The 13,091-nt window shown below is 38.3% G+C and carries 14 protein-coding genes; 1 reads left to right on the top strand and 13 read right to left on the bottom strand.

The window, feature by feature from the left end:
• Positions 1-2: 2 nt before the first annotated feature.
• From plsX to AC3IS5_RS15985, 7 genes are all read right to left on the bottom strand, one after another.
• Positions 3-989: a phosphate acyltransferase PlsX gene (gene plsX, locus AC3IS5_RS15955; protein WP_427725739.1), complete on the bottom strand. Its 987-nt coding sequence runs from the start codon at positions 987-989 to the stop codon at positions 3-5.
• Positions 990-1,565 carry a transcription factor FapR gene (gene fapR, locus AC3IS5_RS15960; RefSeq protein ID WP_489425279.1) on the bottom strand — a complete coding sequence of 192 codons (576 nt, stop codon included), beginning with the start codon at positions 1,563-1,565 and terminating at the stop codon, positions 990-992.
• Between the two features lie 128 nt (positions 1,566-1,693).
• Entirely contained in the window at positions 1,694-3,742 is a 2,049-nt protein-coding gene (gene recG / locus AC3IS5_RS15965; protein ID WP_489425280.1) for an ATP-dependent DNA helicase RecG, read from the bottom strand.
• Positions 3,735-4,631 (bottom strand): L-serine ammonia-lyase, iron-sulfur-dependent, subunit alpha, encoded by an 897-nt coding sequence (sdaAA, locus tag AC3IS5_RS15970; protein WP_053417496.1) that lies wholly within the window; start codon positions 4,629-4,631, stop codon positions 3,735-3,737. Before sdaAA ends, recG begins: the two co-directional genes overlap by 8 nt.
• 11 nt (positions 4,632-4,642) lie before the next feature.
• Positions 4,643-5,305 (bottom strand): L-serine ammonia-lyase, iron-sulfur-dependent subunit beta, encoded by a 663-nt coding sequence (sdaAB, locus tag AC3IS5_RS15975; protein ID WP_489425281.1) that lies wholly within the window; start codon positions 5,303-5,305, stop codon positions 4,643-4,645.
• A 178-nt stretch (positions 5,306-5,483) separates the two neighbouring features.
• Positions 5,484-7,145 (bottom strand): DAK2 domain-containing protein, encoded by a 1,662-nt coding sequence (locus AC3IS5_RS15980; RefSeq protein ID WP_489425282.1) that lies wholly within the window; start codon positions 7,143-7,145, stop codon positions 5,484-5,486.
• Positions 7,146-7,163: 18 nt separating this feature from the next.
• Positions 7,164-7,526 carry an Asp23/Gls24 family envelope stress response protein gene (locus AC3IS5_RS15985; protein ID WP_038183979.1) on the bottom strand — a complete coding sequence of 121 codons (363 nt, stop codon included), beginning with the start codon at positions 7,524-7,526 and terminating at the stop codon, positions 7,164-7,166.
• A gap of 230 nt (positions 7,527-7,756) precedes the next feature.
• On the opposite strand from AC3IS5_RS15985, the gene rpmB reads away from it, so the two are divergent.
• On the top strand, positions 7,757-7,945 hold the full coding sequence (gene rpmB / locus AC3IS5_RS15990) for a 50S ribosomal protein L28 (protein ID WP_038183978.1): 189 nt from the start codon (positions 7,757-7,759) through the stop codon (positions 7,943-7,945).
• 34 nt (positions 7,946-7,979) lie between these two features.
• Here the strand turns inward: rpmB and spoVM are convergent, their stop codons facing one another.
• From spoVM to AC3IS5_RS16020, 6 genes are read right to left on the bottom strand one after another with little or no spacing between them, the layout of a single operon-like run.
• On the bottom strand, positions 7,980-8,132 hold the full coding sequence (spoVM, locus tag AC3IS5_RS15995) for a stage V sporulation protein SpoVM (RefSeq protein WP_489425283.1): 153 nt from the start codon (positions 8,130-8,132) through the stop codon (positions 7,980-7,982).
• A 14-nt stretch (positions 8,133-8,146) separates the two neighbouring features.
• Positions 8,147-8,803 carry a thiamine diphosphokinase gene (locus tag AC3IS5_RS16000; RefSeq protein ID WP_489425284.1) on the bottom strand — a complete coding sequence of 219 codons (657 nt, stop codon included), beginning with the start codon at positions 8,801-8,803 and terminating at the stop codon, positions 8,147-8,149.
• The gene (rpe, locus tag AC3IS5_RS16005) at positions 8,800-9,465 is read right to left on the bottom strand and encodes a ribulose-phosphate 3-epimerase (protein ID WP_489425285.1); all 666 of its coding nucleotides are present in this window, start codon (positions 9,463-9,465) and stop codon (positions 8,800-8,802) included. The genes AC3IS5_RS16000 and rpe overlap by 4 nt, the downstream gene beginning before the upstream one ends.
• Before the next feature lie 2 nt (positions 9,466-9,467).
• Complete coding sequence (gene rsgA / locus AC3IS5_RS16010; protein ID WP_489425286.1) at positions 9,468-10,349, bottom strand: ribosome small subunit-dependent GTPase A; 882 nt, start codon at positions 10,347-10,349, stop codon at positions 9,468-9,470.
• An 11-nt stretch (positions 10,350-10,360) separates the two neighbouring features.
• On the bottom strand, positions 10,361-12,325 hold the full coding sequence (gene pknB / locus AC3IS5_RS16015) for a Stk1 family PASTA domain-containing Ser/Thr kinase (RefSeq protein WP_489425287.1): 1,965 nt from the start codon (positions 12,323-12,325) through the stop codon (positions 10,361-10,363).
• Positions 12,326-12,327: 2 nt separating this feature from the next.
• Positions 12,328-13,077: a Stp1/IreP family PP2C-type Ser/Thr phosphatase gene (locus AC3IS5_RS16020; protein WP_053417503.1), complete on the bottom strand. Its 750-nt coding sequence runs from the start codon at positions 13,075-13,077 to the stop codon at positions 12,328-12,330.
• Between the last annotated feature and the right edge of the window lie 14 nt (positions 13,078-13,091).

Consider the following 13,091-nt stretch of genomic DNA (forward strand, 5'->3'; position numbering starts at 1 on the left):
GATTAGTTCTCCTTTGAAATTGTAGAATCAATCGTTGCACATACGTTGTGTTTAACCATAATATTTGCTTGGCGAATAGCACTAGCAAAAGCATTTGCATTTGACGAACCGTGCGCTTTTACTACTGGTGCTTTTAAACCGAATAATGCGGCTCCACCATACTCTGTATAGTCCATTTTTGTTTTAATTTCTTTTAAATTACTCTTCATCATTAACGCTGCAACTTTTGTTTTCCCTGAAGCCATAAATGCTCCCTTTAACATTGAAAAGATGCTATCAGCTGTACCTTCGATTGTTTTTAACACCATATTACCTGTAAACCCATCAGTCACGACAACATCTGCAGCACTATTTAATAATTCACGTGCTTCAACATTACCGATAAAGTTAATTGGCGCTTCTTGCAATAAACCAAAAGCAGCTTTAGTAAGCTCATTTCCTTTTTTATCTTCTGTCCCGATATTCAATAATCCGACTGTTGGATTTTGAATATTGCGTACTTGTTGTGCATAAATGCTAGCCATAATTGCATATTGAGCTAAGTTTTCAGGTTTTGCATCGGCATTTGATCCTAGATCTAACATATCAAAACCTTTACCATCTAAAGTTGGTAATGTAGTTGATAATGCAGGTCGATCAATACCTTTAATACGTCCTACTACAAATAATCCAGCGGCCATTAGTGCACCTGTATTCCCTGCTGATACGCAAGCGTCTGCTTCACCATTCTTAACTGCTTCTGCCATTTTCACCATTGAAGCATCTTTCTTCCGACGTACTGCACGAACTGGTTCGTCATCACCTTCAATAACTTCTTCACAATTAATCACAGTTAAGCGCTCATGATCTTTTAAGTATGGTTGCATTGCCTGTTGTTGGCCAAATAATTGGATTTCGATATCCGCAGAAGCTTCTAACGCTCTATAAACGCCTTCGATAATGGCTTGTGGTGCATTGTCTCCACCCATGCCGTCTATTGCTATTTTCATTTACTTTTCACCTTTTCCTTTCGTACGGTACATTTCGAACTTACCAGCGAAAACAACTTCATTTTCAACAGTAGAGGTTAACTCGATAAATGTTCGACTTTTGCTGTCATCCTTGCCTGTGACAAGTGCTTTTGAAATTACTCTGTCACCTGCTCGTACTGGTTTCACAAAATGGATTTCTGAATGCACAGTTAGGGCTAAGTCATCATTAATCACTGCTACAGCGAGTGAATTTGCTTGAGCAAATAGATGATGCCCCCTCGCGATACCATTACGCTGGAAGACATGCTCTTCTTTCACGTCAAAAATGGAAAGGGCTCTTTCGTCTAATTCAATATCTATAATGTCACCAATCACTTCATCAATTGGTAAAGATTTTACATCATTTTCAAAATTATGAGCAGCCACACCTTTAATTCGTTCACGTAATTCTGGTATCGATAACTCCATTCTATCTAACCGAATCGTTTGTACGCTCACATTAAATTGACTGGCTAGCTGTTCATCGGTGACGAATGGATTATCGATTATTGTTTGCTGTAATAATTTTTGTCGTTCTTTTTTAGAGTACTTCATTTTTTTCGCCACCTTTCAAAAATTAGCACTTGGTACTAATATCAGTATATAAATTTAAAAAAGAGAATGCAAGAGTTGTTTTTAACTCTTTTTCGCATTCTCTCCCTTTTCAACAAAAATAATTCATATCAATCGATACGATCGCCATTTAATACACCAGACTCTGCTAGCATATTACGTAGCTGCTCACAGTCATCTGCTTGCCAAAATTCTTCAGTTGATAGGAGCTTCTCTGCATCTTGTCTCGCCACTTCTAAGGCTCTGTAATCATGTACGAGATCAGCCATTTTAAATTCAGGCAAACCACTTTGTTTTTTACCAAAGAAATCACCTGGTCCACGGAGTTCTAAATCTTTTTCCGCTAAACGAAAACCGTCATTTGTTTCCGTCATTGAAATCATCCGCTCTTTGCCATCTTCTGATTTTGGGTCTGCCAATAATACGCAATAGGATTGATGCTCTCCCCGACCCACACGACCTCGCAATTGATGGAGCTGAGCCAAACCAAAACGTTCTGCATCATAGACAATCATAAATGTTGCATTTGGTACATTTACTCCAACTTCCACAACAGTTGTTGAAACAAGAACATGCAACTGCCCTTCACTAAATTCACGCATCACCGCATCCTTTTCTTCTGCAGGTAAGCGACCATGCATGAGCCCAACTTTATATTTCTCTCCGAATAATGTAGTCAGTTGTGTGTAAACATCGACTGCATTCTGCACATCTAGTTTATCCGATTCTTCAATTAATGGACAAATTACATATGCTTGTCGGCCCATTGCCAGTTCATTTGTCATTTGGGTTAACACTTGATTAAACTGTTCCTTTTTAGCCCAATTTGTCTGAATTTCTTTTCGTCCAGCAGGTAATTCGTCAATAATTGACACATCCATTTCACCGAAAGCTGTAATCGACAAAGTTCGAGGAATTGGTGTCGCTGTCATGAATAGCACATCCGGACTTTCTCCTTTATCTCGCAAAATACGACGCTGCTCTACACCAAATCGATGTTGTTCATCTGTAATCACAAGACCAAGTTTATGAAATTCCACATCCGGCTGAATTAATGCATGTGTTCCAATTAAAATATCAATATCACCGTTTTTTAATCGTTCCAGAAGTATACGACGAGCCTTTGTTTTGGTAGAGCCCGATAGAAGAGCCACTTCCACTCCTAATGGCCTTAGCCATTCATCTAGTGACTCTCCGTGCTGCTCAGCCAAAATCTCAGTTGGAGCCATTAGAGCACCTTGAAAACCCGCAGTTACAGCGGCGTATAATGCAATGGCTGCTACAACAGTTTTCCCAGAACCAACATCCCCTTGTAACAAACGATTCATACGATGAGGTTCTAGTAAATCTCGACATATTTCATTGACGACACGCTTTTGCGCATTCGTTAATTCATATGGCAAAGTTAGAAAAAACTCTTTTAGTTTCTCTAGATCATAGTGAATAGATAAACCCTGCTCTTGTTCTTTGCGAATTTTACGTAAGGCTTGTATTCGTAATTGAAATTGCAACAACTCTTCATATACAAAACGCCTTCTTGCTTGCTTGGCATGGTTTGCATCCATTGGAAAATGAACACCTTCTAGCGCATCTGCAACAGGTAATAATTTATATGCCGTTCTTAATTGACTAGGCAAAGATTCTGCAATTTCTGATTTCGATTCATCTAGTACTTGACGCATATAATTACGGAATTTTTTTTGATGCATACCGCTCTTTAAGCTATAAACTGGCTCAAAGTCAGCATGATCTACTTTCGGGCCAAATGTAATTTGGGTGCCATTAATGACTTGACGACCGCGATCCCACTTCCCCGTTACTGTCGCTATAGAACCAGGTATCATTTTATTCTTTAAGTATAATTGGTTGAAGAAAACGACTTTTATTAAATGGCGCCCTACAAGCATTTGCACTTGTAGACGCGATTTATTCTTCCCTAAAAAGAGGGCAACTGGTTCACTTTCAATACGCCCTTCAACCGTAACACGTTCACTATGTGGTGTTTCTGCTAAATCCTTTAATCGAAAATCTTCATGTCGATAAGGAAATGTCCAAAGTAAGTCATTGAAAGTTTCAATACCCATACTATGAAGCGCTTCCCCCATTCCTTTTCCGACACCTTTTAAATTCGTGACAGGCTGGAGCAAAAGATCATTCACTTTGTAGCACTGCCCCTCCGAAGATTTTAGCCTCCAATGCTCTACCTGTCGGTGTAGCTGCTAGGCCACCTTGTCCAGTTTCTCTTAGTGCAGAAGGCATTGTACGTCCAATACGATACATAGCATCAATGACTTCATCTGTGGGAATTCTACTAGTCACACCTGCTAAGGCCATATCGGCAGCAACAATCGCATTCGCTGCTCCCATAGCGTTACGTTTAACACATGGCACTTCTACTAATCCCGCTACAGGATCACAAACAAGTCCAAGCATGTTTTTCAATGAAATCGAAAAAGCGTGCGCACTTTGTTGAGGAGTACCTCCTGCCATTTCAACAATAGCAGCAGCAGCCATTGCAGCAGCAGAACCTACTTCAGCTTGACATCCACCTGCTGCACCTGAGATGGATGCATTATTTGCTACAACAAACCCAAATGCTCCTGAAGTGAATAAATAACGAATCATTTGTTCCTTCGTTGGATTTAATTTATTTTTCACCGCAAAAAGTGTACCTGGTACAACACCTGCCGAACCTGCTGTTGGCGTTGCACAAATAGTACCCATTGCTGCATTCACTTCGTTTGTTGCAACAGCTTTACTTACAGCGTCTAATAAAAGATCACCCGCTAAAGATTTTCCTGTTGCAATGTATTTCTGAAGTAAGACTGCATCCCCTCCAGTTAAGCCAGTTACAGAATGCACACCTTTTAGACCGCGTTCAACCGCTTCTTCCATAACAGTTAAATTACGTGTCATTTGAGTCATAATTTCTTCTCGTGTACGTTCAGTTATTAACATCTCTTGCTCTATCATAATTTCTGAAATTTGTTTATTTTCACTTTCAGCTAATGCCACTAATTCTCTAACATTATGAAATAATACTTCCATTTTTCTACCTCCTAGTTTTTAATGCGCGTTACTTTAGTAATATTCGGTAGAGTTGACATTTCATCTAAAATGGATTTGTCGATATTTTGGTCAACTTCAATAACCATTAATGCCATATTGCCACGTTCTTTTCGTGAAACTTCCATATGACCAATATTAATGTTATAACCTGCTAAACAGTTTGCAACCGCAGCTATACAGCCTGCTCGGTCATCATGCACAACAAGAATTGCCGGCATACCCCCAGATAACCGAAGTGGGAAACCATTTAATTCTACAATTTCAATACTTCCTCCGCCTATTGAAATACCTACCATTGACATTTCTGTTTTATCGTCTCCAATTACTAGACGAGCTGTATTTGGATGTTCTGTATTCGCTGTTTCTGGAATAAATTCAAATGTTAAGTTAGCTTTTTCTGCATCAGCAAAAGCCGTTTTAATGCGTTCATCAAATGTATCGTAGTCTAGTAGACCTCCGATAATTGCAACATCTGTCCCATGCCCTTTATAAGTTTCTGCAAAAGAGCCATATAAATGTATTTTCGCCCATTTTGGTTGGCCCCCAAATAAGTCACGTGCGACGCGACCAATTCGTGCTGCACCGGCTGTATGTGATGATGATGGCCCAATCATAACCGGGCCGATAATATCGAATACCGATGTGTATTTCATAAAAAACTGCCCCCTTGCTTAATCGTTGTTAGTCGTAACACCATTCTACATGATAATTTAAGACTATACCAAGTATTTGATACAGCACAAAAAAAGTAGCGCACTCTAATAGCGCGCTACTTTTGAATAGCTGTTTAATTTATATACCACAATCTTCGAAAAAACTATACGGTACTCTTTATTCAACAGAAAGAATAAATGGATATAGTGGTTGTTTACCGTTATGAACTTCCACTTCAACATCTGGATAGTTTTCTTCGATAAAGCTTGTAAATGTATTAACTGATGATTCATCAGCATCTTGTCCATAAAGAACTGTTACGATTTCCGAATCCTCATCAATCATTGACTGAATTAAAGTTTCTGAAGCTGATGCAAGTGAAGTTGTTGCTTCCACAATTTTACCTTCAGAAATAGCCATAAAGTCGCCTTTATGAATTTCAACGCCATCAATCGAAGTATCACGAACTGCAAATGTCACTTGTCCAGTTTTCACATGAGCATATGCTGATGTCATATTTGCTTTATTCTCTTCAACTGAAGCATCAGGATTAAACGCAAGAACCGCTGCCATTCCTTGAGGTACTGATTTTGTTGGTACGACCGCAGCTTCAATATCTAACACTTCAGCTGCTTGCTCTGCTGCCATTACGATGTTTTTATTATTCGGTAAAATTAGTACTCGTTCTGCTCCCACTGCTTTAATGGCGTTAACAATATCTTCAGTTGAAGGATTCATTGTTTGTCCGCCTTCGATAACATAAGAAGCGCCAACACTTTCTAAAAGCTCAGCAACACCCGATCCCATTGCTACTGTAACAATTGCATATGGATGTTTTTTCTGTACTTTTTTAGCTGATTCATTAGTATGACCTTCGCCAACGATGTCTGTATGTTGCTGACGCATATTGTCGACTTTTACTTTGATCAAGCTACCAAATTGGTGTCCGTAAGCAATTACTTCACCTGGTTGTTCAGAGTGAATGTGAATTTTCACGACTTCATCATCTGAAATGACAAGCAAAGAATCTCCATAATGACTTAAATCTTCACGGAATTTTGCTTCATCAAAAGGTTTACCGCCTAATTTCTCGTCTTCGAAACGAACCATGAATTCAGTACAGTAACCGTACACAATTTCTGATGTATCCATGAAGTCTTGTACTTTATGGTGTTCAGCACTTACTAAATCGTCCATTGAAGATGCTACAGTTTTTTCTGGAAGTGCTTCACCTTTAAGTGATGCTAAAAAGCCTTCATAAACATACACTAATCCTTGTCCACCACTATCTACTACTCCAACTTCTTTCAGTACAGGTAGTAATTCAGGTGTGTTAGCTAGTGATGCTTGCGCTGCTTTGACTAACTCGTCCATCACAACGATGATATCTTGTTCTGTTTTAGCTACTTCCACAACATGAGCTGCAGCTTCTCTTGCGACTGTTAAAATAGTACCTTCTACAGGTTTCATAACTGCTTTATATGCAGTATCCACGCCGTATTGGAATGCTTGCGCGAATTGGATGGCATCGACTGTAGCTTCTTTTTCGATTGCTTTACCAAAGCCTCGGAATAGTTGAGATAGGATAACACCGGAGTTACCACGCGCTCCCATTAATAATCCTTTTGATAGGGCTTGGGCTGTTTTACCGATATGTTCCACAGCATTTGCTTCAGTTTCCTTAGCACCTGATGTCATCGATAAATTCATATTTGTACCTGTATCGCCATCTGGCACAGGGAATACGTTTAAAGAATCCACATAATCTGCATTTTGGAATAGGTGATGTGATCCCATTTGCACCATTTCGGCAAATTTAATCCCGTCTAATGACTTCATTTGAATGAGTTCCTCCTCTTACACGTTCGCTACGCGAACACCTTGCACATAGATATTGACTGATTTCACTGCCATTCCGAGTGTTTTATCTAGTGTATATTTTACTTTTGATTGGACTTGGTATGCTACTTCAGAGATTTTAGTGCCGTAGCTAACGATTACATACATATCAATATGTAAATCTTCGCCCTGTTGGCGTACAAGAACACCTTTTGCAAAATTCTCTTTGCGTAAAATGTCTGTTAGTCCATCACGAATTTGGTGTTTACTTGCCATACCTACAATGCCGTAACATTCAAGAGCGGCTCCACCAGCCATTTGTGCGACAACATCATTAGAAATATCAATGTTTCCGAATTCGTTTTTTAATTCAACTGACATAAAAATGCCTCCTGACTCCATTTTGACTAACTCTTATTGTACTATACAAAATTCGATTATAAAAGAAAACCTATACATTCGTCTAGTATAGACTGTAAAGGTTTTTTTCTTGAAAGTCTATCGAAATCAGTTGCAATGCATAAAAGTGTATGTTAAATTATTAAAGTATGTGAAATACCGAACTGAAATTATAATCTTTCAGCTTCTTTTTGTGAGGAGGGAATATAAAAATGCCAAAAAAATGCGTAATTACTGGACGTAGAACTCGTTCCGGCAACGCTCGTTCCCACGCAATGAACGCTAACAAGCGTACATGGGGTGCAAACCTACAAAAGGTCCGTATTCTAGTTGACGGTAAACCGAAACGTGTATGGGTTTCTGCACGAGCTTTGAAATCAGGAAAAGTTGAGCGCGTATAATGCACTCATAATAAATGCCAGGGTTGACTTATCGTCACCCTGGCATTTTTTCTTTTTTCTTTCTTTGTTTAGATTTAGCTGTAGCAGTTGTTGATGCTGATGCTGATGTTTCTTTTTGAAATGCTTGTAAACAAATCCTCGCAAATCCACTGACGAATTTTGGCAATTGGAACGTGTATACCTTCAACTCTCCACTCCTCGCTAGTCATCTATACTTCTTATCATTAAGCATATGCCTGCTGTGAATGAAATAGACGCGATTCCGTCAGATATTTCATTACTTGTAAAACGAGAGGTTCCTACTTCAATTACTTCATTGGTGGTTTCATATAAAACACCGCGCAATGTCATATTCTCTACAGGGCCTTTAAATGCAAAGAAGGACATATATTTATAATGATCATCCTGTACCATTGTATGTTCACCAGGGAGTAAAAATTGTAGTTCATTTGAACGATTTACTATTTTAATATGTAGTTGTGGATACGCTAATTGTAAGCGGTATACTGTATGCAAATTTGCCTCGTAATGATCTAAACGACCACCTGTTACTCCAGTAATATATACTGTAGTCGGCTTTAATGATAGCGCTTTAATAATTGCCAGTTCAGTATCTGTCTCATTCTTTTCAGGTGAAAAGCGTTCAATATGAGGTACTCGCTCGGAAATTTCTTGCCATTCCTCATTTGTTATCGAATCAAAATCACCAACAGCCATATCTGGAACAATTCCTCTATTTAATAAATACATCGTCCCATGGTCTGTTCCAATGAAAAAAGCATCAGAAAACGAAAGCAAGAAATCGTTGGACACGATCTCTTGCTCAGGGCCTCCAGCGCAAATCACAATAGTTTTCATTGGATTGCTTGTTCTCCAGCTAATTGAATCTCTTGTAAAGCTTTCGAACGATCTTCTTTACCGTAAATCGCAGATCCTGCTACGAATATTGTTGCACCGGCTTTTGCGCAAGGAATGATTGTTTCTGCATTAATACCACCATCGATTTCAATTTCCACATTCAAGCCTTTTTCTTTAATAATTGTTGAAAGTTGTTCAATTTTAGGCACTACCGAATGGATGAATTTTTGCCCACCAAATCCTGGATTAACTGTCATGAATAACACCATATCAATATCTTCTAAAACATGTTGAATTGTTTCGATAGGTGTATGAGGATTTAATACGACACCTGGTTTCACACCATGTGAACGAATTAATTGAATTGTACGATGTAAATGACGGCATGCTTCTACATGTACTGTAATATAGTCTGCACCGGCTTTTGCAAAGTCTTCGATATATTGGTCTGGATTTTCAATCATTAAATGTACATCAAGTGGTAGATCTGTTACCGGACGTAGCGCTTCCACTACGATTGGGCCCATTGTAATATTCGGTACAAAATGTCCGTCCATTACATCAATATGAATTAATTTTGCTCCTGCTGCTTCAACTTCTTTTACTTCTTCAGCTAATTTTGAAAAATTAGCAGCTAAAATAGATGGTGCGATTTTAATCATCGTTAGTACCTCGGCTTTCTATCAATTATTTCTTGCAAAAACTGCAGGTAATGATCATAGCGATACTGCTTAATTTCTTTGTTCTCTACTGCAGCTTTCACAGCACATTTTGGTTCTTTTAAATGTAAACATCCACGAAATTTACAATCCTCCGATAAACGCTGTAATTCCGGGAAACAGGATGTTAATTCTTCTTTTTCAAGTGTATCAAAATCAAAAGAGCTAAATCCAGGTGTATCAGCAATTAATCCTCCAGCAAGAGGGATTAATTCAACATGTCTTGTCGTATGCTTCCCTCGTCCTAGCGCTTCTGATATAACCCCGGTTTTTAATTCTAATGATGGCATAATTGTATTCAACAAAGTGGATTTCCCAACACCAGATTGTCCTGCTAATACAGTTGTTTTACCTTCTAAAACCTGTTGAATTTTCACCAGTATTTCTGGATCTCCTTTATAGGTTTGAATCACTTCATAACCTATTTCTTGATAATCTCTAATATACTGTTGAATACCATCATTTTCTCCAGAAGTTAATAAATCTGTTTTTGTTAAGCAAATAATCGGGTGGATATGGAAAGATTCTAATGCTACTAAGAATTTATCCAATAATATTGTATTAAAAGCTGGTTCCTTTGCTGAGAAAACAAGAATTGCTTGGTCAATATTTGACACTGGTGGGCGTACTAGCTCGTTATGACGCTCATGAACGGCTGTGATTGTACCATCATTATTTCCTTCAACCACAAAGTCCACAAAGTCACCAACAAGCGGTGAAATACCTCTATTTCGAAATACACCACGACCGCGACATTGTATCAGTTCACCTTCTGAGTGAACATAATAAAATCCGCTTAACGCTTTTCGAATCTGACCTTTCGCCATTCGATTCCTCCTTATTGTAAGCTGTCATAAGTAATTGTTTTATCAATAATTATTTTATCATCACGGACAACGCGATAAATTGCTTTTGATCCTTCTTCAATTTCTAATTGAAGTTGCATTTTTTTTGATTCGGAAATTTTAAACTGATTAGCAATATCAGCAATAGAACGTGTACGATCTTGGATGTAAATACGGATTTCTTGCTCCTCGCCCTCTTCTTCAGGTTCATATGGAATAATAATTGTTGGAATGTATAATTGAACATGTTTTTGTTGCGGTCCTTTTGAAATAACCACATTAATTGTAGATCCAATAGTTGCCATATTACCCGCTTGAGGAGTTTGAGAAATAACTTGTCCTTTTGGAATAGTTTCTGAGTAATCCTCTTTTGCAATGTGGACGTTAAACCCAGAAGATTTTGCATAATTTTTTAGAGCAGCTTCATCATATCTTTCTAAATTTCCAACTTGTGCCTGCTCTTGACCCTCACTTACAGTAAAAACAATAATAGTGTCAGCAGGTATGACTGCATCACTTGCTTCAGGTGTCTGATCTAAGATAGTTCCAGGTGGCTGATCAGAATGCTTCGTTTTTGTTTGGATGTCTTTAAACTTATACTTGGATAGTAATTTTTTTATTGTTTCTATGTCACGACCTCTATAATCGATCAACGTTACTTTTTTCGGCCCTGAACTTACCATGATATCAATTTCCGAACCTTTTTTACGCTCTTTTCCTGCCGAAGGATTCGTTGAAATCACATGGCCTTCTTTAATATTATCAGAAGCCTCTTCAGTTTGTCTTCCGACCTCAAACCCTTTATCTTCAAGTAATCCAATAGCCTTAGCTAACTCTTGTCCAGCAACATCTGGAATCTCCACTTTCTTTTCTTGGAATAGATTAGGGAATAGGACGAGGACCAATATAAACAATAATAGGGAAGTAATAATACCGCTAACAAGTAACAGTAATTTTCTTTTCTTCGATTTCTTCTTACCGCCCTTTTTTTCCTTCTTTATATTTTCTTCTACCACTGGCATTGCCTTTGTTTTTTCAATGTCCGCATTTTGAATCATTTGAGCCTTTGTAATAGCTGGCATTGCTTTTGTCTCATCGTGGTCAACAGGAGGCATAAATTTGGATTCATGACTTCGATTTTCTTCAAGGACTGTAGATAAATCTTCCTGAAGTTCTTCAACAGTAGAATAGCGGTGTGCTGGGTCTTTTGCAGTTGCCTTAAAAACAACATTTTCTAAACTTTGTGGGATAGAGGGTACAATTGCACGTACTGAAGGCGTTTCAGATTGTAAATGCTTCAGTGCGATTGCCACTGCTGATTCACCCATAAACGGTAGCTTACCTGTTAATAATTCATAGAGCACAATTCCCAATGCATAAATATCCGATTTTTTAGTTGCTGTTCCTCCACGTGCTTGCTCAGGTGATAAATAATGGACTGTTCCTAAAACCGAATTTGTTTGTGTAAAAGATGTTGCTGATAATGCAATCGCAATACCAAAATCCGTAATTTTCACATTACCTTCTTGATCCATTAATATATTTTGTGGTTTAATATCGCGATGAACAATTTGATTTTGGTGAGCATGTGCAATAGCTGACGTTAATTGCTCCATTATCATGACACATTTCATTGGTGATAACGGCGCAAATTCCTGTATGTATTGCTTTAAAGTTTTGCCTTCAACGTATTCCATAACCAAATAATGCATATCAGCATCTTCACCAACATCGTAAATACTTACAATATTAGGGTGTGTAAGGCTTGTGGCAGAAAGCGCTTCCCTTTGGAAACGTCGATGAAGCTCCTCTTCATCGGAAAAGCTATATCTTAGTACTTTAATTGCTACATCTCTATCTAAAATCATATCGTGTGCAAGATAAACATTGGACATACCGCCGCCGCCAATCCATTCAAGAACTTTATAACGGCCGCTTAATCTTTTTCCAACAAGCATTCTTACACCTCCTTCATATTATCTGCAAATAAAATAAGCGAGATATTATCTTCTCCGCCATGTTCATTTGCCAGTTGTATCAGTTGTTCACCCTTTTCCTGAATAGGTAAAGGCAGATGAATAATCGCTTGCATTTCTTGTTTTGTTAATTTGTTACTTAGACCATCCGAACAAACTAATAAATATGAATCAGAAACGAATTGCACCGAATAAAAATCTGGTGCAATCGTCGCTTCTGTTCCTAAAGATTTAATGATGTAGTTTTTCTTAGGATGACTTTCGGCTTCTTCTTCACTAATTTCCCCATTATCGACGAGTACATTCACATAAGAGTGATCTCTTGTAATAAGTTGTAAATTAGTTGCAGTGCTGAAATACACACGACTATCACCGATGTGACAAATAATACATTCGCCAGCATCAATCAAAACGGCTATTAAAGTTGTTCCCATGCCGTGACAATTTTCGTGTGATAAAGAATATTGATAAATCGATTCATTGAGTTCTTGAACAGATGCTAATAGCCATTCTTTTTTCAATTCAGTTGATTGAAATGACTCCGCATCTGCTTGCAAAAATAACTGTTCAAATCCAGAAACTGCCATACCACTAGCTATATCTCCAGCATTGTGTCCACCCATACCATCAGCGACAATGGCAAGTTTATATGCATCTTCGCGTTCAATGAATATAGCCCGGTCCTCATTTACCGTCCTTTTCCTTCCAATATCACTCGCTACTATATATTCCACAGCCAGTCACCCCA

The sequence above is a fragment of the Viridibacillus sp. KH_047 genome (assembly GCF_057838945.1).